The sequence below is a fragment of the Eubacterium multiforme genome, assembly GCF_030813415.1.
GTDB classification, from domain to species: Bacteria; Bacillota; Clostridia; order Clostridiales; family Clostridiaceae; genus Clostridium; species Clostridium multiforme.
In genome coordinates, this window is sequence record NZ_JAUSUF010000009.1 from 89,012 (window position 1) to 110,332 (window position 21,321).

Sequence of the window (21,321 nt, forward strand, 5' to 3'; positions counted from 1 at the left end):
TACTATGATGAAAATTAGTCATCCTTTAAAGTTTTATTATTTTGCTTTTCTTTTAGTTTTATAAATTTTTATCTTTAATTTCTTTTAAAGCCTTTGATAATTGATCAGGACAAGATGTGTCTTTACTTCCACATTTAATACCTTGAAGTCTTGAAATTGCTTCATCAACATCCATGCCTTCTACAAGTTTAGAAATTCCAAATAAGTTTCCAGGACATCCTCTAACAAATTCTACAGATTTTATAATATTATTTTCTACATCTAAATGTATTTCTGTTGAACACACACCACTTGTTTTATAAGTATACATAACTACCTCCAAAATAAAATTTCTCAAATTAATTATACTTAGAAAAATAAAAGAAATAAAGTATATTTTGTCGCTAAATAGAAATGAAAATCATAATATATAAAGATATAGATACTCCTTAGGAGGTGTTACTAATAGAAAATATTTATATTTGTAATACTTGTGATGATTGCATAAGGAGAATAGATGTGAAAGGTTTTAATTTAGAAAAGTTACAATTAAAATCAAAGGGAAAAGAAATAGGACCTAGAAGTATTGATATAAAAGGAGGTATTGGAGTAGTAGCAAATAGTTATGAGAATAGTATTTCTTTTTTAGATTTAATAAATTTAAATGAATACTATAGAGAATATATAGGACCTAATCCTAAGGATATTAAGTTCTATAAAAAATATGTCTGTATTTTGTGTAATGAAATAAATTCAATAATATTATACAATGTTATGTCAAAGACTATAGATTTTGTAATTCCTTCAGGAAGTTATCCAGAAAGTTTTACAATAGATAGTAAAAATGATTTAATGTTAGTTTCTAATTTAATGGAAAGTACAGTATCTTGCATTGATTTAAAAAATAGAAAATTAGATAAAGTAATAAAAGTTGGAGAGTATCCATCAAAAATAATTTTCTCAAAGGATAAAAATTTATTTTATGTTTGCGAAACTAATATAGGAGAAGACAAAGATGGTTTTATTGGAATATATTCTATTAATGATTTTAAGCTTATTAAAAGAATAAAGGTCGGAAGTATTCCATCAGATATATTTGAGTACAATGGAAAGATATACGTTACTAATTTTGGAGAGGGAACAGTTAGGGTAATAAACATAAAAACTGGGAGAGAAATTAAGAAGATAAATTTAGGTGGTATGTTAAATAAAGTTATTAAAACAGAAAATGAAATGTATATAAGTGATTATATTAATGGGATTTTATATGTAATAGATGAAAAACAGGAAAAATTAAAAACCATTGCAATAGGAAATGAGCCTAATGCAATGATTCTAGTTAGTTCAAATCATTAAATAAAAGATTTATTATTTGAGTATAGATTTCAGAAGGATTTTTTTGCCACTTGTCGCATAGATGGGTGGCTTGTTTTTTTGTTGGCACTTGAAGTTTTAACTCCATTAAAGTGCAATCATCCTCTAAAGCTTTAATATCAACAATAAAGCTATCATTTGATTCTATAGTGTAGTCACTATGTATTGTTAATTCTTTTTTTATTAAATCTATATGTGATTTAACATATTCATTTATAAGTGATATTTTTGATTTTGATATTCTATCCTTAAAAAATGAAAGAACACTATCACCTTTATCAGTAAGCTTTAATAATTTTTTATCTATTACTTCCGTATATTCAATAAATTTTGCTTCATCAAGTTCTGATATGTATTGTTGTAGAGTAAAATAGTTAATAAAACTATTCTCAAGAACTATTTCAGTGAGTTGTGTATTAGAAATAGGTTGTTTTAAGGTTTTCAAAATATATAAAAGCAATAATTTATTTTCTGCTAATTCTAATGAACTCTCTTCGTACATAATTAAGCCTCCATTTTATATTAGGTATATTAATAATTATAGCATAAAATTTAAAATAATGAATATAGTGTAATTAAATAAAAATATAACAGCATATAATAAAAAGCGTAGAGGGGAGAGGAGATTGAATTTAAAAAGTAAAAAAAGTCTACAGTTTATATCTATAGTAACTTTAATAATTTTATTTTTTTCAATTATACTTATTACTAAAAAATATAATGAAACAAAGGATGTATTAGCTAAGGAGAAAAATTTACCAATTCATTCAGTGAATGTTGAAGATAAAAAGATCTCATTAACCTTTGATGTAAATTTTGCAGAAAAAGATTATTTAAATGACATATTAAACATACTGGAGAAATACAATATAAAAGGAACATTTTTTGTAATGGGATCATGGATAAATTATACAGAAGAAAATGGAGAAAAATTAAAATTAATAGCTGATAAAGGGCACGAAATAGGAAATCATAGTTATATTCATCCAAATTTTTCTCAAATAAGTGACGAAAAAATAGAAAAGGAAATAAGAAGAACAGATGAAACAATAAGAAAATTTACAAAGGATGTAAGTAAATTATTTAGATTTCCAAGTGGAGATTATAATGAAAAGGCAGTAAGAAAGGTTAAGGACCTTGGATATATTCCAATTCAATGGGATGTTGATTCTATAGACTGGCGTGAAGATGGAGAAAAGGTAGAATATGAAAGAGTTAAAAAGAAGGTTAAAAATGGTTCTATAATTCTTTATCATAATAATGCAAAATATACAACTAAAAATTTGGAAAGAATAATAAAAGAACTTAAAGAAGAAGGGTATGAGTTTAAAACTGTAGGTGAAATAATCTACAAAGAAAATTATTATATTGATTCAGAAGGACTTCAACATAAAAAAATATAATTTATGTTGAAAATGGCATAAATTGTGTATTATAATTAAAGAGTATAAGTGGGGTCTTTTATTTTATACAAATTAGTTTATTACAAAGGGAGAGAGGGTTTACAATGGATAATTTAATGTTAAACAACAAAATTTATCTTGAAGGAAAGGTAGTTTCAGAGTTAGAGTATAGTCATGAAATGTATGGTGAAGGGTTCTATACATTTGGCCTTGAAGTACAGAGGTTAAGCGATTCAGTAGATTTATTGAATGTTACAATCTCAGAAAGATTATTAGCTGGTTTTGATATTAGTATGGGTAAAGATGTAATTGTTGAGGGGCAATTAAGATCATACAACAAATTTATAGATGGCTCTAACAAATTAATACTTACAGTTTTTGCTAGAAATATTGAACCTTGTATAGAAAGAAGCAAAAATCCTAATGAGATTTTTTTAGATGGATATATATGCAAGGAACCAGTATACAGGACTACTCCATTTGGAAGAGAAATTGCAGACGTTTTACTAGCAGTAAACAGAGCATATAATAAATCAGACTATATACCAACAATTGCATGGGGAAGAAATTCAAGATTTTGCAAGACATTAGAAGTTGGAGATAATATTAAGGTTTGGGGAAGATTACAAAGTAGAGAATATCAAAAAAAGATATCAGAAACAGAAGTAATAAAAAAGATAGCCTATGAAGTTTCAATATCAAAAATGGAAAGATCTAAAAAAGAAGAAGTTAATGAAGGCCAAGAAGGCGCAGTATAAAATTTAATTTTAAATAAAAAAGGTATTTGAATTTTTCAAATACCTTTTTCTTATATGTTATTTTCTTAAATCATCAAGAAGTTGAGTTTTGTCTTTAGTTTTATCATCAACTGTTTTGATTATTCTAGCTGGAGAACCTGCTACAACAACACCATCTGGAACATCTTCTGTTACAACAGAACCTGCAGCTACAACAGAACCATTTCCAACTTTAACTCCTTCTAATATTACAGCATTTGCTCCAATTAAAGCATCATCGCCAATTTCACAAGGAGATTTACTTGGTGGTTCTAAAACTCCAGCAACAACTGCTCCTGCACCTAAGTGAACTCTCTTTCCAAGTTTTCCACGAGCACCTATAACAGCATTCATATCAACCATTGTGCCTTCGCCTATTTCAGCACCTATATTAATAACGGCACCCATCATAATAACAGCATTTTTACCAATAGTAACTCTATCACGAATTATAGCACCTGGTTCAATTCTAGCTTCTACTTCAAGAATATCAAGCATTGGAATTGCAGAGTTTCTTCTATCATTTTCTATTCTAAAGTGATTTATTAAATGCTTATTATCTAATATAACCTTTGATATTAAGTCAGATTCACCTATTAATATGTAGAAACCATTAGTTCCATACCATTCTATTCCTTCTAAATTTGCTTCTCTTAAATCACCATTTACATATACTTTAACTGGTGTTGATTTTTTAGCTTCTTTTATAAATCTTGCTATTTCATATGGATCAGTAAAATTGTATTCCATAGTATCATCCTTTCTAAAATCATTATTTATTAATAATAAACTAATTATAATAAAAAAACTTATATAATGAAAGGGTTAGCGTGAAAAAAGAACAAAATTTGATAGTAGATTAAGATTAATGTAAAATATTTTTAAAGGAGATGATACTTGTGAAACTAAAAGAAGGTTTTGTTCAGATATATACAGGTAATGGAAAGGGAAAAACTACTGCAGCAATAGGTCAAGGTATGAGAGCTTATGGAAATGGACTTAATGTTATAATGGTTCAATTTTTAAAAAGTGGAGAAACAGGAGAACTTAAAACTGTAGATGAATTAGGAAGTAATTTTCAAATATTTAGGTTTGAAAAAAGAAGAGGTTTTGTTTGGAACCTTAGTGAAGAGGAAAAGGAAGAAGTTAAAAAGGAAGTAAAGGTTGCATATAACTTTATACTTTCAATATTAGAAGATGAAAAATGTGATGTACTTATTATAGATGAAGTTATGGGTGTTCTTAAAAATAAATTTTTAACTGTTGAAGAAGTTTTAGAAATTATAAATAAAAAACCTAAAAATGTAGAGTTAATAATGACAGGAAGAAATGTACCAGAGGAAATATTAGAAAGAGCTAATTTAGTTACAGAAATGAGAGAAGTAAAACATTATTTTAAAGAAGGTGTTAAGGCAAGAAAGGGGATTGAATTTTAATGAATAATAGAGTAGAAAATGTTGAAATATCTGGAATAAGAAAATTTTATAATAAAGTTAGAAAAGTTGAAGGAGCTATTTCTTTAACTCTTGGGCAGCCAGATTTTAATACTCCTGATGTTGTAAAAAAAGGTGTGGAAAAAGCATTAATAGAGAACAAAACAACGTATACTCAAAATGCAGGACTTGATGAATTAAGGGAAGAAATATCAAAATATTTAAATACATTAGGAATTAAATATAATAAAGAAGAAATATGTATAACAGTTGGTGGCAGCGAAGGAATATTTTCAAGCCTTATGGCATTGTTAAATGAAGGTGATAAAGTTTTAATTCCAACACCAGCTTATCCAGCTTATGAAAGTATTGTAAATATGGTTGGAGGAACAGTTGTAAATTATGAATTAAATAATGATTTTACAGTTAATGTAGATAATATAAAGGAAAAATTTAAAAAAGAAGATTGCAAATATTTAGTTTTATCTTTTCCAACTAATCCAACAGGAGCAATACTTGATAAAGGTGGAAGAGATGAATTAATAAAATTTATAAAAGATGAAAATATAATTGTAATTACAGATGAAATATATGCTTCAATTATTTATGATGATTATTATTCTGTAGCACAAGAGGAGAGCATAAAAGATAAAATTATATATATTAGTGGTTTTTCAAAAATGTTTTCAGCAACAGGTCTTAGAATTGGATATGTAGCATGTAGTGAAAATATTATGAAGGAAATAATGAAAGTTCACCAATATGGAGTATCTTGTGCACCGTCTATTGTTCAATATGGAATGATTGAAGGATTAAAGTATGGTATGAATGATGTATTAAAAATGAAAAATGAGTTTTTAAACAGAAAGAATTATGTTGTAAATAAATTAAGAGAAATTGGTTTTGAAGTTAATGATCCTAAAGGTGCTTTTTATGTTTTTCCTTCAATTAAAAAATTTAAATTAACCTCTGATGAATTTTGTGAAAGATTATTACAGGAAGAAAAGGTAGCCTGTGTTCCAGGAACAGCCTTTGGAGTAGGTGGAGAAGGGTTTATTAGAATTTCTTATTGCTACTCTATGGAAGAGTTAGAATTAGCTTTAAATAAAATAAAGAAGTTTATAGACAAATTATAATTATATAAATTATTGTGTAGCAGTTACATTTTGTAATTGCTATTTTTTTATGGATAATTAAACTCTAATTACATATTAAGAAGCGTTAAAACCTCATTTAAAATTAACATTAGGTTAAAATGTATTATAAATTTTAAATAAATGTTATTAGGTATTTGCTTAAATAAAAAGTTGTATATAAAAATAATTATTAAATAGATAATTTAATTACTAAAAAGGTTATAAGATATGATTTTAAAATACGAACAAAAAATAAAAAATGTTTGAAAATAAATGTAAATAAATAATTAATATAAAAATTTTAAAATTAATTAAATTTAAGAATAATAATGATACATAAAAAAATAAAAATAGAAACAAATAACTTACAAAAATTACCTGTTAAAGCTGTAGTAAACGTATTCAAAAGATGTGAAAATATTTTGATAGTTTATCAAAAAAATAAAAATATATATGATAATTTATCAAAAATAAAAGAATAAAATTAACATTATTCCTTGACAATGAACATAGATATAATATAATTAATAACAAATATTTACATTTTAAACAAGAAAAAGAAAATGGGGTGGTAAAAATGCTAAAGTACGTAGGAAAAAGAGTTTTTACTAGTATTTTAACAATATGGGCAGTTGTTACATTAACCTTCTTTTTGGTAAGGGCTATGCCAGGAGGACCATTTGATGGGGAAAAGATTACAGCTGAAATGAAAGTAGTATTAAATGAAAAATATGGACTAGACAAACCGTTAAGTGAGCAATATTCAATTTATATGAAAAATCTATTAAAGGGTGATTTAGGAGAATCTTTAAAATATAGAGGAAGAGAAGTAAATGAAATAATTACTTATTCATTTCCTAAGTCAGCTAAAATTGGTATTGTTTCTATAATTTTTTCTTTAGTAGCTGGAACATTACTTGGAGTAATTTCTGCACTTAAAGCTGGCAAGTGGCCAGACAAGTTTTGTATGTTTATATCAACCTTAGGTATAACTGTACCAAGTTTTGTAATTGGAGCTGTATTAATTTATTATTTTACAGTTAAATTAAGATTACTTCCAGCAGTAGGACTTAAGGGACCTGAAACATTTATAATGCCAGTTATAGCACTTGCAGGAAGTTCAATGGCGTTTATAACAAGACTTACAAGAAGCAAACTTATAGATGTATTAAAATCTGATTATATTAGAACAGCTAGGGCAAAGGGATTAGATAAAAATGTAGTTGTTTTTAAACATGCACTTAGAAATTCACTTATTCCTGTTGTAACTTATCTTGGACCACTAGTAGCTTCAATACTTACAGGATCCTTTGTTGTTGAAAAAATATTTGTAATACCTGGACTTGGAAATGAATTTGTTTCAACAATTACAAATAGAGATTATACAGCATTACTTGGAGTTGTAGTTTTCTTTTGTACTTTAATAGTTATTTGTAACTTATTAGTTGATATTTTATATGTAATTATAGATCCAAGAATAAAACTTGAAGATGTTGAAGGATAGGGGGAAAGATTTATGGAAAATTTAGAATTTAATAAAGATATGTTTGCTCCCTTATCTAAGGAAGAGAAAAGTTTTGATCAGAATATAAAATCAAGTGTTGGATATTGGAAAGATGCATGGAATAGATTAAAAGAAAATAAAATAGCATTAATTTCTTTAATAGTAGTAATAGTACTAGTGTTACTTGCAATAATAGTTCCAATGGTTTCAAAATTTTCATATGATGCTCAAAATTTAAAACTTAAAGATTTAAAACCTAATGGAGTACATTTTTTTGGAACTGATAAACTTGGAAGAGATTTATTTGTAAGAGTTATGATGGGAGCTAGATATTCATTAATTATTGGAGGAGCAGCTGCTGTAATTAACTTATTTGTTGGAGTTTTATATGGAGGAATTTCAGGATTCTTTGGTGGAAAAATTGACAATATTATGATGAGAATAGTTGATTGTCTTTATTCAATACCAACAACTATATATGTAGTAATAATAATGGCAGTTTTAAAAGATACAGCCTTTGATGATACAGGGATATTAAGTATTATAGTGGCTCTTTCAATATCCTACTGGGTTGGTATGGCAAGAATAGTTAGAGGAGATATTTTGCAATTAAAACAGCAGGAGTTTGTTCTTGCAGCTAAAACTTTAGGTGCATCAAAAAAGAGAATTTTATTTAGACATTTAATACCAAACTGTATGGGATCAATTATAGTTACAATGACTCTTTTAATTCCTCAAGCTATATTTACTGAAGCTTTTTTAAGCTTTATAGGATTAGGGCTAAATGCACCTCTTGCATCCTTAGGAACATTATGTAATGATGCAATGCCAGCAATATATACTAATCCATATCAACTATTTTTCCCAGCAGCTATGATATGTTTAATAATACTTTCATTTAACATGCTAGGGGATGGATTAACAGAAGCTTTAGACCCTAAACATCAAAGATAGGAGGAATTAGAAATTATGAGTAAATTATTAGAAGTTAAAAATTTAAGAACCTCCTTCCATACACATTTAGGTGAAGTACAAGCAGTACGAGGGGTTTCATTTTATGTAGATAAGGGAGAAGCTTTAGGAATTGTTGGAGAGTCTGGATGTGGCAAGTCAGTTACAATGATGTCAATAATGAAGCTTTTATCAGAAAATGCAATTATAGAAAGTGATGAAATAATATTTGATGAAAAAAATATTAGTAAATATAAAGAAAAAGATATGGAAAAAATAAGGGGAAATGATATGGGGATGATATTTCAAGACCCTATGACTTCCTTAAATCCTCTTTATACTATAGGAGATCAATTAACAGAGCATTTAGTAAAGCATAAAAAAATTTCTAAAAAAGAAGCAATAAAAAAGGGAATAGAAATTCTTAAATTAGTTGGAATACCAAGTCCAGAAAAAAGAATGAAGCAATATCCTCACGAATTTTCAGGAGGAATGAGACAAAGGGCAATGATAGCAATAAGTTTGATTTGTGAACCTAAATTAATTATTGCAGATGAGCCAACTACAGCTTTAGATGTTACTATTCAAGCACAAATACTAGATCTTATGAAAAGTTTAAAGGAAAAGTTAAATACTTCAATTATACTTATAACTCATGACCTTGGAGTGGTTGCAGACCTTTGTGCAAGAATAAATGTTATGTATGGAGGTCTGATTGTAGAATCAGGAAGTGCTGAAGATATTTTTTATAGAGGAACACATCCATATACTTTAGGACTTCTTAGAAGTGTTCCAAATCCTATGAAAAAAGTTAAAGAAAAACTTACACCTATAGAAGGCAGACCTCCAGATCTTTTAAATCCACCTAAGGGATGTCCTTTTGCAGATAGATGTGATTATACAATGAAGATTTGCATGGAGAACAGACCTCCTTTATTTAATATAGATGAAGGTCATGATACAGCTTGTTGGTTATGTCATAAAGATGCTCCAAAAGTTAATTTGTCTATAGGAGGGGATGAGTAATGAAAGAATCCAAAGATACAATTTTAGAAGTTGAAAATTTATGTAAGTATTTTCCTGCAAATAAGGGTATTTTTAGTAAAAAAAGTTTTGTTAAAGCAGTGGATAATGTATCCTTTTCTATAAAAAAAGGTGAAACTTTAGGTCTTGTAGGAGAATCTGGATGTGGAAAAACTACAACTGGAAGAACTATATTAAAGTTATATGAGCCAACAGAAGGAAAGATAATTTTTAATGGAGAAGATATAACAAAAAAATCTGAGAAAGAAATGATTCCATTAAGAAGAAAGATGCAAATGATATTTCAAGATCCATATGCATCATTAAATCCAAGAATGACAGTTGGGGATATTGTTGGAGAAGCAATAGATATTCACAAATTGTATAAAGATAAGGAAAGAGAAGAGAGAATAAGATATCTACTTAATAAGGTTGGATTAAATGGAAGCCATATAAATAGGTATGCCCATGAATTTTCAGGAGGGCAAAGACAAAGAATTGGTATTGCAAGGGCTCTTGCAGTTGAACCGGAATTAATTATTTGTGATGAACCAATATCAGCATTAGATGTGTCTATTCAAGCACAAGTAATAAATATGTTAGAGGAGCTTCAAGAGGAACTTTCTTTAACTTATCTTTTTATAGCTCATGATTTATCTATGGTTAAGCATATTTCAACACATATTGGAGTTATGTATTTAGGACAAATGGTTGAAAAGGGACCAAGTGATGATGTTTATCTTAAGCCAAAACATCCATACACCAAAGCACTTTTATCAGCAGTTCCAATTCCAGATCCTAAAATTGCAAAGGAAAATAAGCGAATTGTTTTAGAAGGAGATGTTGTATCTCCAATAGACCCAAAACCTGGATGTAGATTTAAAGGTAGATGTAAATATGCAAAGGATATTTGTAATAGGGAAGATCCGGTTTTAAAAGAAGTTGAAAAAGATCACTTCGTAGCATGTCATTTGTTTAATTAAGAATAATTCATTATCTAATAGATAATTTATTATAACTAAATATAAAAGGGGGATAAGAAATGAAATTAAGTAAAATCAAAAAACTTTGTGCTACTACTTTAGCAGTGGCCATAAGTGCATCTGTTTTTACTGGGTGTGGAAATTCTAATGAAGGGGGCTCTGGATCTGGAACTGATTCTGTAGAGCAAAAAATTACTTATAATATTGGGGCTGTTGTTGAAACAATAGATCCAGCACTTAATACAGCAGTAGATGGTTCAACAATTATATCAAATGCATTTGAAGGATTAGTAAAGCTTGATGAAAATGATAAAGCTATTCCTGGAGTTGCAAAGGAATGGAAAGTATCAAAGGATGGCTTAACTTATACTTTTAAATTGCGAGATGATGCAAAATGGTCAGATGGTAAAGCCGTTACTGCAAAAGATTTTGAATATGCATGGAAGAGAGTATTAACAAAAAAGACAGCAGCAGAATATGCATATCAATTATTTTATATTAAAAATGCAGAAGAATATTATAATGGAAAAGTTAAAGATAAGGATTTAGGAATTAAAGTTATTGATGATAACACTTTAGAAGTTAAATTAAATTCTCCAACTCCATATTTTATAGAACTTATGGCATTTCCAACATATATGCCTGTAAGAGAGGATGTTATAAAAGCTAATAAGGATAAGTGGATTAATAAACCAGAAACTTATATTTCAAATGGACCATTTAAATTAACAGATTATCAAATGAAGGATTCTTATACTTTTGAAAAGAATGAAAATTATTGGGATAAAGATAATATAAAATTAGAAAAGTTAATTTGTAAAATGGCAACTGATGAAACAAGTTCCTATGCATCATTAGAATCTGGAGATTTTGATGTTATATCAAATGTTCCTATAGAAAGAATAGATGATGGTAAAGAAAAGGGATTAGTTAAAATATATCCTAATTTAGGAACATATTTTATATGTGTAAATGTAGGAAATGAATTTGATAAACTAGATAAAAATGTTCAAAAAGCTCTTTCTAATAAAAAGGTAAGACAAGCACTTTCATTAGCTATAAATAGAGTTTCAATAGTTGAAGATGTTGCTAAGGCAGAACAAGTACCATCAGCAAGTTTTGTACCATCTGGACTTAAAGATGATGATGGAAAAGAATTTAAAAATAATAAATTTGATCCTACAAAACAGGAAGAAAATGTAGAAGAGGCTAAGAAGTTATTAAAAGAAGCTGGATATCCAGATGGAAAAGGACTACCAGAAATTGAACTTATGTATAATTCAGAAGGTGGACATAAAGCTATTATGGAAGTTATTGAGCAAAATTGGAAGGACATTGGAGTTAAAGTTAAACTTACAAATCAAGAATGGGCAGTATTTTTAAATACAAGACAAAATGGAGATTACCAAATTTCAAGACATGGATGGTCAGCAGATTATACAGATCCAATGACATTTTTAGATATGTGGTTAAGTGGAAATGCAGAGGATAAAAATAGTTGGGGAAATAATGATGCTCATTTTTCTAATAAAGAGTATGATGAATTAATTAAAAAGGCTAAAAAAGAAAAAGATAATAAGAAGAGATTTGAATATATGAAAAAGGCAGAAGAAATATTATTAGAAGAAATGGCAGTTATACCAATTTATGATTACACTAAAATACATGGGGCACAACCTTATGTAAAAGGATTTAGAGCATCAACTTTAGGTCAAGTATTTTTTGATAAAGCTTATGTAGAAGCTCATTAATTAAAAAATTATAATAAAAATATGGTAGATATTATATCTACCATATTTTTTCTTTTATAATCCGATTACATCATCCATAGTATACAAACCAGGTTTTGTAACTTTACTCATATATTCACAAGCTTTTAAAGCTCCAACTGCAAATACTTCCCTTGAAATCGCTTTATGATTTAATTCAATAACTTCTCCAGTACCTGCAAAGATTACATCATGATCTCCAACAATTGAACCACCACGTATTGCGTGAATTCCTATTTCTTCTTTTTCACGTTTATGATGACCAGATCTTCCATAAACATATTTAGTTTCTTCATCTAAAGAATCTTTAATAGTGTCAGCTAAAAGAAGAGCAGTACCACTTGGTGCATCTACCTTTTGGTTATGATGTTTTTCAATTATTTCAATATCATAATTACCATATAATAAAGGAGCAACCTTTTTTAATAAAGAATTTATTAAGTTAATGCCAAGAGACATGTTTGCTGATCTAAATAAAGGAAGAGTTTTGCTCTTTTCATCTATAAGATCTAAATCTTCTTTAGAAAAACCAGTTGAGCATATAATTAATGGCTTTTTTGTTTTCTCTGTTAATTCTAATAATCCTTTTAAAGCTTCAGCTCTTGAAAAATCAAGTAAAACATCATATTCAATATCTACATCTGAAGGAGAGGCAAATATTTTGTATGGTGAATCTTTTTTTGGAAATCTGTCAATACCTGCTACAATTTCAAGATCCTTAAAATCTTTTACTATATTTGTTATAACAGTTCCCATTTTACCGGAAGCTCCGTTTAATATTATTTTAGTCATAACTTTATCTCCTTACATTAATTTATATTTTTTTAATGTATCCTCTAATTTATTTTTTAGTGTTTCATCCATTTCATATAAAGGAAGTCTTAAAGGACCAACTTCAAATCCCATTAAGTTAAGGGCAGTTTTAACTGGAATAGGATTAGTTTCTAAAAATAATGAATTTGCAAGTTCTAAAGTATCTATTTGAATTTTTGATGCTTCATGACATTTAGAATCTAAATACATTCTTGTCATATTATGAACTTCCTTTGGAATTACATTTGCAAGAACAGATATAACTCCCTTTCCGCCAAGAGACATAATAGGTATGATTTGATCATCATTTCCTGAATAAATATCTATTGAATCTCCACAAAGAGCTTTTATCTGTGCAACTTGACTTAAATTTCCGCTAGCTTCTTTAACAGCTACAATATTTTTAAGCTTTGAAAGCTCCTTTAAAGTAGCAGGTGATACATTCATACCAGTTCTACTTGGAACATTGTAAACTATTATTGGAATATTAACTCCATCATTTACAGCTTCAAAATGTTTTATTAAACCTTTATTGTTTGTTTTATTATAGTATGGTGTAATTACTAAAATTGCATCAACTCCAACGCTTTCAGCGTATTTACTCATTTCTACAGCAGCTTTAGTATTATTTGAACCAGTACCTGCAATTACAGGAATTCTTCCATTTATAACGTCTACTGTAAACTTTATAACTTCTTTCTTTTCATCTAAAGTCATAGTAGTAGCTTCACCTGTAGTTCCACATATTATTATAGAGTCAGTTCCTTCTTTTACATGCCATTCTAAAATTTCTTTTAACTTGTCATAGTTAACTCCATCATTAGTAAAAGGAGTAACTAATGCAACACCTGAACCTTCAAAAATTGCCATATTAAAACCTCCAAAATTTATTTAATTATTTATTATTAATCATTAATCATTAACTCAGCGATTTGGACTGCATTTAATGCAGCACCCTTTCTTATGTTGTCTGCAACAACCCAAAGGTTTAATCCATTGTCTACACTAAAGTCTTTTCTTATTCTTCCAACAAAAACATCATCTTTATCAGATGCTTCAAGAGGTGTTGGATATTGTAGGTTTTCAACATCATCACAAAGAGTAACCCCTTTAGCTTCTTCTAGAGTTTTAAATATATCAGATAATTCAAATGGTTTTAAAACTTCAACATTTATACTTTCACTATGAGAATTTAAAACAGGAACTCTAGCTGTTGTAGCAGTTACCTTTAAATCATCAAGATGAAGAATTTTTCTTGTTTCATTTATCATTTTCATTTCTTCTTTAGTGTATCCATTATCTAAAAATACATCTATATGAGGTAGAACATTACCTGCTATTGGTTTTGGGAACTTTTTAGGTGCAATACCTTTTTGTCCATCTTCTAAATCTTTTATAGCTTGCATTCCTGCACCAGATACTGCTTGGTAAGTTGAATAGATAACTCTTTTTAATCCATATTTATCGTGAATTGCTTTTAAAACAGGCATTGCTTGAATTGTAGAACAGTTTGGATTTGCTATTATTCCATTGTTCCATTTTATATCTTCTGGATTTACTTCAGGAACAACTAAAGGAACCTTAGGGTCCATTCTCCAAGCACTACTATTATCTATTACAACAGCACCATTTTCTGCGAAAATAGGAGCAAATTTTAGGCTTGTATCACCACCTGCTGAAAATAATGCAAAATCTAATTTTTTAGATTTAATATTTTCTTCACATGTTTCTTCAACAATATATTCATTTCCTTTAAACTCCATTTTTTTGCCTGCAGATCTTTTTGAAGCAAAAAGATAAAGATTATCTACTGGAAAATTCCTTTCTTCTAAGATGCTTAATATTTTTCTACCGACATTACCAGTAGCCCCAACTATTGCAATGTTATACAAATTAATCCCTCCAATACTTTTTTGTAAATTGTATTTCTACAATATATTTATACAATAACTATAAGTATTTATTAAAGAAATATCAAGAGTTATAGAAAAAATACTTATAAAAAAGATGTATCAAAAAAACTTTTCACATAATTATATTAAAACCTTAGAAATATAATACATTTTTTTATTCTTTATGGAAAAGATATATAAAGAATGGAGGAATAAATATGAGTAAAACACCTTTAAAAAAAATAATAAAATCTAAGATTAAAGCAAATAAAGAACTTACAGAAATAGAAAAACTTAGAGAAAAAATAAAATATGAAATTGCAGAGGAACTTGGATTAAAAGATAAGGTAGATAATGGAGGCTGGTCTGCACTAACAGCAGAGGAAACAGGAAGGATAGGTGGAATGATGACAAGTAGAAAAAAGAAGCTTCACATTCCAACAAATGATGAAATATTAGGAAGAAAATAATAACTAATAAAAATGTAATTAAATTAGTTTGACTAAATGTAGAAATAATTATAATATAAATGGTAGTGTTTTTCTAAAATGAATGGGGGAATTATATGGCATATGGTGAATTTGCTAAGATATACGATCAACTAATAAATGAAGATATAGATTATGAAAAAATAGCAAATAGAATTAGAGAAATTTTAAATGAATATAAAGTAGAAAAAACAGATTATTTAGATTTAGCCTGTGGAACAGGAAATGTTTCATTAAGGCTTGCAAAAGACTTTAAAAAATCCTTTGCAGTAGACCTTTCAGATGATATGTTAATGGAAGCTTTTGAAAAGTTTAAAAAGGAAAAAATAAAAAGTCAAATAGTATGCCAAGATATGACTGAGTTAAATCTTAATCATAAATTTGATTTAATAACTTGTGTTTTAGATTCTACTAATTATATATTAGAAGACTCTGGAATTTTAAATTATTTTAATGGAATCTATAACCACTTAAAAGAGGACGGAATATTTATATTTGATATAAATTCATATTATAAATTATCTACTATATTAGGTAATAATATTTATACATACAATTCAGAAGATGTATTTTATTCATGGGAAAATACCTTTGAAGATGAAATTACAAATATGTTTTTAACTTTTTTCATTAAAGAAGGAGAACTGTATGAAAGATTTGAAGAAGAACATTTTGAAAGAGCATACAAAGAGAAATTCTTAGAAGATGCACTTAAAAAATGTAAATTACATGTATTAGGAAAATTTGAAGGGTATTCAAATAAAAAGGTTTGTGATCTTTCAGAGAGAATTTTATATGTAGTTAAGAAGGACGGGGAGGTATAGTTTATGAAAGATAAAATTATTAGAGGTACAGCCAAAGATGGAATGATAAGATTTATAGGAGGTATTACTACTAACTTAGTTAATGAAGGAACTAAAATGCACGAGTGTACACCAGTTGCTTCAGCAGCTCTTGGTAGAATGCTTACAGCATGTTCATTAATGGGAGTACAATTAAAATCAGATAAAGAAGCAATAACATTAAAAATTGATGGTGGCGGAGAACTAAAAGGTGTTACAGTTACAGGACATTCAGATGGTTCTGTTAAAGGATTTATAGGAAATCCAAATGTTGATTTACCACTAAAAGAAAATGGAAAGCTTGATGTAAGTACTGCAGTTGGAACAAAGGGATTACTTTATGTAATAAAGGACATGGGATTAAAAGATCCATATGTAGGACAGGTTCCAATTTATACTGGAGAAATAGCAGAAGATTTAGCATATTATTTTACAGTGTCAGAACAAACTCCATCAGCAGTTGCCCTTGGAGTTTTAGTTGATAAAGATTTTTCAATAAAGGCTTCAGGAGGATTTATAATTCAAATGATGCCAGGTGCTGATGATCTTTTAGCAGATATAATAACTTATAGACTTCAAGATATGAAACCAATAACAACTCTTATAGAAGAAGGAAAAACAATAGAAGAAATAATGGAAGATATTTTTGAAGATATGGATCCAAAAATATTAGAAACTATGGAACCAACATATAAATGTGACTGTTCAAGAGAAAGAATAGAAAAGGCATTAATAAGTATTGGTGAAAAAGACCTTAAAGAAATTTATGAAGATGGAAAAGACGAAGAAATAGTTTGTCATTTCTGTAATAAAAAATATAAGATTACTCATGAAGAAATTGGAGAACTTTTAGAAAAGTGTAAAAAATAAAATAATACTTTATAGAAGCAATTTTTAATAGTACCTTACAAAAAAAAGTAGGATTCAAATTTGAATCCTACTTTTTGTATATTATATTTTTTAAAGAGGCGCTGCCCAGATTTGAACTGGGGAATAAAGATTTTGCAGACCTCTGCCTTACCACTTGGCCACAGCGCCTTATATTTATAGTATATTAAAATAAAAAAAATATATTACTAAAAAATAAAAAATACATTTAAAAAATTTTTATGGATAAACTTATTATATAGGAAAGGAGTGCTTTTTTATGGATGTATTACAAATGAAAGATATTGAACACCACTTACTTTATGATAAAAAACCTTCTGAGTATTTTAATTATTTATTACAAAATGGAAAATTAAAAAAAGAGCCATTAAATGAAATAGAGAAACTAAAGGATGTTATGCAGTCAAAAAAGCATCACCCAGAAGGAAACGTCTGGAATCATACTATGTTAGTAGTTGATAATGGAGCTTATTATAGAGAATATGCAAATGATAAAAAAGCCTTTATGTGGGCTCTTCTTTTACATGATATAGGTAAGATTAAAACAACAAAAATGAGGAAAGGAAGATGGACATCTTATAATCATGACAATGTAGGCTCAGAGGAAGGATATAAGTTTTTAAAGAAATTAGGATGTAATGATGAAGAGTTTATAGAGAAGGTTAGAAATTTAATAAAATATCATATGCACTTTTTATATATAAAAAATAATCTTCCCTTTGGAAATGAAAAAGAAATGATAAAAAATGTTGATATAAATGATATTACATTAGTTTTTTTATGTGATAGATTAGGTAGAGGTGGATTAGATAAAGAAGGTAAATTAGAAATAATTGCTAGTATCCATGAATTTTTAGAAAAATATAGAGATAGTGGTAATAAAAATTTAAATTTCATTAAATAGATAAAAGCTATAAAGGTTTGTTAGTTCAAACTTTTATAGCTTTTATTTTATTATAAATTGAAACATTTTATATATGGGGACGTAATATATATAGAAGCTTATAAAGTTAGAATGCTGCCTCTATCTATAAGCTTTGAATTTCTTAAATAAACAGGTTCTACATTGTGCTTTTTTAAAAAGTTCAATACTTCTTCTCCGTACTTATAATAATTTAAGTTACCAAAGAAAGCTAATTTGTTGTTGCCAATTGTACCTCCTGTACCACCTATAAATCCATAATCTAGTCCTTCAAGAATAATATCACCAGGAGGAAGGAGAAGAGTATCTAAACCTTCAGCTAATAAAGAATTGTATATTAATTTATCAGATGTTATGAAGGCTTTATCATAAATATTTAATACAGAACATTTTGTGTAGCCTTGAGATACATTAATTAATTTCTTTAATGGTGAGTTATCTAATAGATTTTTATCTGTGTATTTAAGGTTATGCATTAAAAAAGTTTCTGTTATTAAAGCATTTAAAATAATATCACTAGGGTATTTATTTCCTAATGAGTTATTAGAAAAAATATAATTTATAGAAAACTCTTTTAATTTTTTTAAAAAGGTTTTATCTATATCTTTATGTACTATTACTGTTTTATTTTTTTTGTTTAAAATATTTAATTGTATATCAACATGACCACAAATTGCATCATAAACAAGAGTAGTTTTTGGGACTTTAATAGGAATTACACCTTCACTTTTTAAATTTACTATTTCTTCCTCTGATATTCTATAATCAACAAAAGAATACATAAATTATCCTCCTTAATATAAATATATAATTAAATTACTACTAATATGCTGAAAAATCAATAAAAATAGGAAGTTTTACAAAATGATTTAAGGTATAGGTAAAATGTATTTAATACATACTATTACTAAGAAGGGAGTGAAATATATGCTTGTGCTAAAGTTAGCTTATATGGGAGAATTAGACTTTATAAAAGAGTTACAAGAATTGAAAACCCTACTAAAAAATAAAGATATAGTAATAGGTTTAGTTGAAAAAATAGAAGGTAAAATTCATATTGTAAAAGTTATGTGTGATGAAGAGTGTTATAGTGATAAAATTTTTGAAAAAATTAAAATATATATAAGTGAAATATTATATAAAATAGTAATTAAAAATTATAAGGAAAAAGAATTATTTGAATTTTTAACAGATACTTATTTTTTCTTAAAGCAGGATGAAATAATAGAAATAGAAAAAAGTATAATGGATACATTTTATAAGAAATTATCTATTAAAGATGAGGTAAGCGTTTATTGCGAAAATAAAATAAATAAAATAACATCTAATATAAAAGAATGTTTAGATGAAAACAATGAATTTAATATAAATGGATTTATAACATTTAGAATGAAGGAACTTAAAGGTGATATAGAAAGAGTTATAGATAAAGTAATTGAAAAATATATGGTAGAAAAAGAATATAGAGAGTTTATAAAACTTTTAAAGTATTTTGTTGATATACAAGAGAGTAAACTTGAAAGAGTTGATATTATAATTAATAAAGATGGAGGGTACAGTGTAGTAGACCAAAATAATATTGATCTTTTTGATGAATTTATGAAGGAGCTATCAGATTGCAAATTAGGCGTAGATGCAAATGTTGAAGATGTAATAATAAGCGGGTTAATAACTAATGCTCCAAAAAAAATTAATATTTTTAAAAAAAAGTACTGTACAAATAAAGAATTCATTGATACAATAGTAAATGTCTTTGAAAAGCGTGTTGAATTTATTAATGAATGTGATAAAAATTTATTATAACTAAATTCAAAAAAATGTTGACAAAGATAAATGAAGATAGTAATATATTTATGTAAAGAAGAAACAGCCGTTTCTCACCTGCAATGCTTAGTTTTAAGTTATTAGTATGGTTTGATTTGTTTAAATTGTAGATTAATCAGGACGGCTTTGTGCCGTCCTTTATTTATATGTTAAAAATTTCGGAGGTGGAAGCCATTAGTAAAAATTATATCGTAAATGAAGATATTAGAAAAAAGGAAATAAGAGTAATATCTAAAGATGGAGAGCAGCTTGGTATATTACCAACTAAAGAAGCTCTTAAGATTGCAGAAGAAAATGAATTAGATTTAGTGATGATATCACCAAATGCTAATCCACCAGTATGCAAGATTATGGACTTAGGTAAGTTTATATATGAGCAATCAAAAAAAGAAAAAGAAGCTAAGAAGAAACAAAAAGTTATAAATATCAAAGAAATCAGAGTAAGTCTTACTATTGAAGAAAATGATATTGCAATTAAAGCTAAAAAAGCAAGGAAGTTCCTATTAGATGGAGATAAAGTCAAAGTCACTGTAAGATTCAGAGGAAGAGAGATGGAATTAGGACATATTGCCCAAAGAATTCTTGACAACTTCGTCGGAAAACTTGAAGATGTTTGTATCGTAGAAAAAGCTCCTAAAAGAGAAGGTAGAAACATGACAATGATTTTAGGACCAAAAAAGGCATAACTTTTGAGAGGAGGATTTCATCATGCCAAAAATGAAGACACATAGAGGTGCAGCAAAGAGATTTAGAAAGACAGGTACAGGAAAACTTAAGAGAGCTAAAGCTTTCAGAAGCCACATATTAACTAAGAAGAGCTCAAAAACTAAGAGAAAACTTAGAAAAGGTGGATACGTATCAGTAGCACAAGAAAAAGTAATGAAGAAATTATTACCATACCTATAAGAGTTTGGACGCAGGAGGTTTTATTAAATGGCAAGAGTTAAGAGAGCAGTTAACGCTCGTAAGAATCATAAAAAAGTGTTAAAGCTTGCAAAAGGATACTACGGTGGAAAGAGCAAGTTATTTAAAACAGCTAATGAATCAGTTATAAGAGCATTAAGAAATGCTTATGTTGGTAGAAGATTAAAGAAGAGAGATTACAGAAGACTATGGATAGCTAGAATAAACGCAGCTACAAGAATGAATGGTCTTTCATACTCAAGATTCATGAATGGAATCAAATTAGCTGGAATAGACATAAACAGAAAAATGTTATCAGAAATAGCTATCAACGATCCAAAAGCATTTGCAGAATTAGTTGAAGTAGCTAAAAAACATATAAACGCTTAATTATAAAGATGCGACTTAGGTCGCATTT

Annotated in this window: 25 protein-coding genes and 1 tRNA gene; 18 read left to right on the plus strand and 8 right to left on the minus strand. The window is 27.7% G+C overall.

Features of this window, described 5'->3' with window-relative positions; translation table 11 throughout:
• Positions 1 to 58: 58 nt before the first annotated feature.
• A complete protein-coding gene (locus tag J2S18_RS11780; protein ID WP_307487131.1) occupies positions 59 to 310 on the minus strand; it encodes a TIGR03905 family TSCPD domain-containing protein in 252 nt (83 codons plus the stop codon).
• Between the two features lie 188 nt (positions 311 to 498).
• Between J2S18_RS11780 and J2S18_RS11785 the strand changes: the two genes are divergently transcribed.
• Positions 499 to 1,335: a YncE family protein gene (locus J2S18_RS11785; RefSeq protein WP_307487132.1), complete on the plus strand. Its 837-nt coding sequence runs from the start codon at positions 499 to 501 to the stop codon at positions 1,333 to 1,335.
• Here the strand turns inward: J2S18_RS11785 and J2S18_RS11790 are convergent.
• The gene (locus J2S18_RS11790; protein WP_307487133.1) at positions 1,319 to 1,855 is read right to left on the minus strand and encodes a DUF4364 family protein; all 537 of its coding nucleotides are present in this window, start codon (positions 1,853 to 1,855) and stop codon (positions 1,319 to 1,321) included. The genes J2S18_RS11785 and J2S18_RS11790 overlap by 17 nt on opposite strands.
• Before the next feature lie 124 nt (positions 1,856 to 1,979).
• Here J2S18_RS11790 and J2S18_RS11795 point away from each other — a divergent pair, with 124 nt between their 5' ends.
• Both J2S18_RS11795 and J2S18_RS11800 read left to right on the plus strand, forming a co-directional pair.
• A complete protein-coding gene (locus tag J2S18_RS11795; RefSeq protein WP_307487134.1) occupies positions 1,980 to 2,756 on the plus strand; it encodes a polysaccharide deacetylase family protein in 777 nt (258 codons plus the stop codon).
• Positions 2,757 to 2,860: 104 nt separating this feature from the next.
• Positions 2,861 to 3,514 carry a single-stranded DNA-binding protein gene (locus J2S18_RS11800; protein ID WP_307487135.1) on the plus strand — a complete coding sequence of 218 codons (654 nt, stop codon included), beginning with the start codon at positions 2,861 to 2,863 and terminating at the stop codon, positions 3,512 to 3,514.
• A 57-nt stretch (positions 3,515 to 3,571) separates the two neighbouring features.
• Here J2S18_RS11800 and dapD read toward each other — a convergent pair whose 3' ends face one another.
• Positions 3,572 to 4,282, minus strand: a complete 711-nt coding sequence (gene dapD / locus J2S18_RS11805; RefSeq protein ID WP_307487136.1) for a 2,3,4,5-tetrahydropyridine-2,6-dicarboxylate N-acetyltransferase — start codon at positions 4,280 to 4,282, stop codon at positions 3,572 to 3,574.
• Positions 4,283 to 4,422: 140 nt separating this feature from the next.
• Between dapD and J2S18_RS11810 the strand changes: the two genes are divergently transcribed.
• The 7 genes from J2S18_RS11810 to J2S18_RS11840 all read left to right on the plus strand — a co-directional run bounded on the left by J2S18_RS11810 (position 4,423) and on the right by J2S18_RS11840 (position 12,313).
• On the plus strand, positions 4,423 to 4,968 hold the full coding sequence (locus tag J2S18_RS11810) for a cob(I)yrinic acid a,c-diamide adenosyltransferase (RefSeq protein ID WP_307487137.1): 546 nt from the start codon (positions 4,423 to 4,425) through the stop codon (positions 4,966 to 4,968).
• Positions 4,968 to 6,101, plus strand: coding sequence for a pyridoxal phosphate-dependent aminotransferase (locus tag J2S18_RS11815; protein ID WP_307487138.1), 1,134 nt, complete (start codon positions 4,968 to 4,970; stop codon positions 6,099 to 6,101). The genes J2S18_RS11810 and J2S18_RS11815 overlap by 1 nt, the downstream gene beginning before the upstream one ends.
• 577 nt (positions 6,102 to 6,678) lie before the next feature.
• Positions 6,679 to 7,605 carry an ABC transporter permease gene (locus J2S18_RS11820; RefSeq protein ID WP_307487139.1) on the plus strand — a complete coding sequence of 309 codons (927 nt, stop codon included), beginning with the start codon at positions 6,679 to 6,681 and terminating at the stop codon, positions 7,603 to 7,605.
• A 12-nt stretch (positions 7,606 to 7,617) separates the two neighbouring features.
• Positions 7,618 to 8,559: an ABC transporter permease gene (locus J2S18_RS11825; protein WP_307487140.1), complete on the plus strand. Its 942-nt coding sequence runs from the start codon at positions 7,618 to 7,620 to the stop codon at positions 8,557 to 8,559.
• Positions 8,560 to 8,574: 15 nt separating this feature from the next.
• A complete protein-coding gene (locus J2S18_RS11830) occupies positions 8,575 to 9,582 on the plus strand; it encodes an ABC transporter ATP-binding protein (RefSeq protein ID WP_307487142.1) in 1,008 nt (335 codons plus the stop codon).
• Positions 9,582 to 10,562, plus strand: coding sequence for an ABC transporter ATP-binding protein (locus J2S18_RS11835; protein WP_307487143.1), 981 nt, complete (start codon positions 9,582 to 9,584; stop codon positions 10,560 to 10,562). Before J2S18_RS11830 ends, J2S18_RS11835 begins: the two co-directional genes overlap by 1 nt.
• 59 nt (positions 10,563 to 10,621) lie before the next feature.
• The gene (locus tag J2S18_RS11840) at positions 10,622 to 12,313 is read left to right on the plus strand and encodes a peptide ABC transporter substrate-binding protein (RefSeq protein WP_307487144.1); all 1,692 of its coding nucleotides are present in this window, start codon (positions 10,622 to 10,624) and stop codon (positions 12,311 to 12,313) included.
• 54 nt (positions 12,314 to 12,367) lie between these two features.
• Here the strand turns inward: J2S18_RS11840 and dapB are convergent, their stop codons facing one another.
• Genes dapB through J2S18_RS11855 form a run of 3 tightly spaced genes read right to left on the minus strand, consistent with a single transcriptional unit; the run spans position 12,368 to position 15,036 of the window.
• Positions 12,368 to 13,123 carry a 4-hydroxy-tetrahydrodipicolinate reductase gene (gene dapB, locus J2S18_RS11845; RefSeq protein WP_307487145.1) on the minus strand — a complete coding sequence of 252 codons (756 nt, stop codon included), beginning with the start codon at positions 13,121 to 13,123 and terminating at the stop codon, positions 12,368 to 12,370.
• Positions 13,124 to 13,135: 12 nt separating this feature from the next.
• Positions 13,136 to 14,014, minus strand: a complete 879-nt coding sequence (gene dapA / locus J2S18_RS11850; RefSeq protein ID WP_307487146.1) for a 4-hydroxy-tetrahydrodipicolinate synthase — start codon at positions 14,012 to 14,014, stop codon at positions 13,136 to 13,138.
• Positions 14,015 to 14,049: 35 nt separating this feature from the next.
• Positions 14,050 to 15,036, minus strand: a complete 987-nt coding sequence (locus J2S18_RS11855) for an aspartate-semialdehyde dehydrogenase (protein WP_307487147.1) — start codon at positions 15,034 to 15,036, stop codon at positions 14,050 to 14,052.
• Between the two features lie 218 nt (positions 15,037 to 15,254).
• Between J2S18_RS11855 and J2S18_RS11860 the strand changes: the two genes are divergently transcribed.
• The 3 genes from J2S18_RS11860 to hslO all read left to right on the plus strand — a co-directional run bounded on the left by J2S18_RS11860 (position 15,255) and on the right by hslO (position 17,236).
• On the plus strand, positions 15,255 to 15,506 hold the full coding sequence (locus J2S18_RS11860) for an alpha/beta-type small acid-soluble spore protein (RefSeq protein ID WP_307487148.1): 252 nt from the start codon (positions 15,255 to 15,257) through the stop codon (positions 15,504 to 15,506).
• A 95-nt stretch (positions 15,507 to 15,601) separates the two neighbouring features.
• Positions 15,602 to 16,348, plus strand: coding sequence for a class I SAM-dependent DNA methyltransferase (locus J2S18_RS11865; protein WP_307487149.1), 747 nt, complete (start codon positions 15,602 to 15,604; stop codon positions 16,346 to 16,348).
• Between the two features lie 3 nt (positions 16,349 to 16,351).
• Entirely contained in the window at positions 16,352 to 17,236 is an 885-nt protein-coding gene (gene hslO / locus J2S18_RS11870) for an Hsp33 family molecular chaperone HslO (protein ID WP_307487150.1), read from the plus strand.
• Positions 17,237 to 17,332: 96 nt separating this feature from the next.
• On the opposite strand, the gene J2S18_RS11875 is transcribed toward hslO, so the two are convergent.
• Positions 17,333 to 17,404 (minus strand) — tRNA-Cys (locus J2S18_RS11875).
• 109 nt (positions 17,405 to 17,513) lie between these two features.
• On the opposite strand from J2S18_RS11875, the gene J2S18_RS11880 reads away from it, so the two are divergent.
• Entirely contained in the window at positions 17,514 to 18,158 is a 645-nt protein-coding gene (locus J2S18_RS11880; protein ID WP_307487151.1) for an HD domain-containing protein, read from the plus strand.
• Between the two features lie 98 nt (positions 18,159 to 18,256).
• Here the strand turns inward: J2S18_RS11880 and J2S18_RS11885 are convergent, their stop codons facing one another.
• Positions 18,257 to 18,958 (minus strand): DUF6873 family GME fold protein, encoded by a 702-nt coding sequence (locus J2S18_RS11885; protein WP_307487152.1) that lies wholly within the window; start codon positions 18,956 to 18,958, stop codon positions 18,257 to 18,259.
• 145 nt (positions 18,959 to 19,103) lie between these two features.
• On the opposite strand from J2S18_RS11885, the gene ytxC reads away from it, so the two are divergent.
• From ytxC to rplT, 4 genes are all read left to right on the plus strand, one after another.
• The gene (gene ytxC / locus J2S18_RS11890) at positions 19,104 to 19,979 is read left to right on the plus strand and encodes a putative sporulation protein YtxC (RefSeq protein WP_307487153.1); all 876 of its coding nucleotides are present in this window, start codon (positions 19,104 to 19,106) and stop codon (positions 19,977 to 19,979) included.
• Between the two features lie 185 nt (positions 19,980 to 20,164).
• Positions 20,165 to 20,686, plus strand: coding sequence for a translation initiation factor IF-3 (infC, locus tag J2S18_RS11895; protein WP_307487164.1), 522 nt, complete (start codon positions 20,165 to 20,167; stop codon positions 20,684 to 20,686).
• Between the two features lie 22 nt (positions 20,687 to 20,708).
• Positions 20,709 to 20,906 carry a 50S ribosomal protein L35 gene (gene rpmI / locus J2S18_RS11900; RefSeq protein ID WP_209796577.1) on the plus strand — a complete coding sequence of 66 codons (198 nt, stop codon included), beginning with the start codon at positions 20,709 to 20,711 and terminating at the stop codon, positions 20,904 to 20,906.
• A 27-nt stretch (positions 20,907 to 20,933) separates the two neighbouring features.
• The gene (rplT, locus tag J2S18_RS11905) at positions 20,934 to 21,293 is read left to right on the plus strand and encodes a 50S ribosomal protein L20 (RefSeq protein ID WP_209796579.1); all 360 of its coding nucleotides are present in this window, start codon (positions 20,934 to 20,936) and stop codon (positions 21,291 to 21,293) included.
• The last annotated feature ends 28 nt before the right edge of the window (positions 21,294 to 21,321 follow it).

Coding starts and splice junctions, on each gene's coding strand:
- J2S18_RS11780 (WP_307487131.1), bottom strand. CDS start 310: ATGTATACTTATAAAACAAGTGGTGTGTGTTCAACAGAAATACATTTA.
- J2S18_RS11790 (WP_307487133.1), bottom strand. CDS start 1,855: ATGTACGAAGAGAGTTCATTAGAATTAGCAGAAAATAAATTATTGCTT.
- J2S18_RS11800 (WP_307487135.1), top strand. CDS start 2,861: ATGGATAATTTAATGTTAAACAACAAAATTTATCTTGAAGGAAAGGTA.
- dapD (WP_307487136.1), bottom strand. CDS start 4,282: ATGGAATACAATTTTACTGATCCATATGAAATAGCAAGATTTATAAAA.
- J2S18_RS11810 (WP_307487137.1), top strand. CDS start 4,423: ATGATACTTGTGAAACTAAAAGAAGGTTTTGTTCAGATATATACAGGT.
- J2S18_RS11815 (WP_307487138.1), top strand. CDS start 4,968: ATGAATAATAGAGTAGAAAATGTTGAAATATCTGGAATAAGAAAATTT.
- J2S18_RS11820 (WP_307487139.1), top strand. CDS start 6,679: ATGCTAAAGTACGTAGGAAAAAGAGTTTTTACTAGTATTTTAACAATA.
- J2S18_RS11825 (WP_307487140.1), top strand. CDS start 7,618: ATGGAAAATTTAGAATTTAATAAAGATATGTTTGCTCCCTTATCTAAG.
- J2S18_RS11830 (WP_307487142.1), top strand. CDS start 8,575: ATGAGTAAATTATTAGAAGTTAAAAATTTAAGAACCTCCTTCCATACA.
- J2S18_RS11835 (WP_307487143.1), top strand. CDS start 9,582: ATGAAAGAATCCAAAGATACAATTTTAGAAGTTGAAAATTTATGTAAG.
- J2S18_RS11840 (WP_307487144.1), top strand. CDS start 10,622: ATGAAATTAAGTAAAATCAAAAAACTTTGTGCTACTACTTTAGCAGTG.
- dapB (WP_307487145.1), bottom strand. CDS start 13,123: ATGACTAAAATAATATTAAACGGAGCTTCCGGTAAAATGGGAACTGTT.
- dapA (WP_307487146.1), bottom strand. CDS start 14,014: ATGGCAATTTTTGAAGGTTCAGGTGTTGCATTAGTTACTCCTTTTACT.
- J2S18_RS11860 (WP_307487148.1), top strand. CDS start 15,255: ATGAGTAAAACACCTTTAAAAAAAATAATAAAATCTAAGATTAAAGCA.
- J2S18_RS11865 (WP_307487149.1), top strand. CDS start 15,602: ATGGCATATGGTGAATTTGCTAAGATATACGATCAACTAATAAATGAA.
- hslO (WP_307487150.1), top strand. CDS start 16,352: ATGAAAGATAAAATTATTAGAGGTACAGCCAAAGATGGAATGATAAGA.
- J2S18_RS11880 (WP_307487151.1), top strand. CDS start 17,514: ATGGATGTATTACAAATGAAAGATATTGAACACCACTTACTTTATGAT.
- J2S18_RS11885 (WP_307487152.1), bottom strand. CDS start 18,958: ATGTATTCTTTTGTTGATTATAGAATATCAGAGGAAGAAATAGTAAAT.
- ytxC (WP_307487153.1), top strand. CDS start 19,104: ATGCTTGTGCTAAAGTTAGCTTATATGGGAGAATTAGACTTTATAAAA.
- rpmI (WP_209796577.1), top strand. CDS start 20,709: ATGCCAAAAATGAAGACACATAGAGGTGCAGCAAAGAGATTTAGAAAG.
- rplT (WP_209796579.1), top strand. CDS start 20,934: ATGGCAAGAGTTAAGAGAGCAGTTAACGCTCGTAAGAATCATAAAAAA.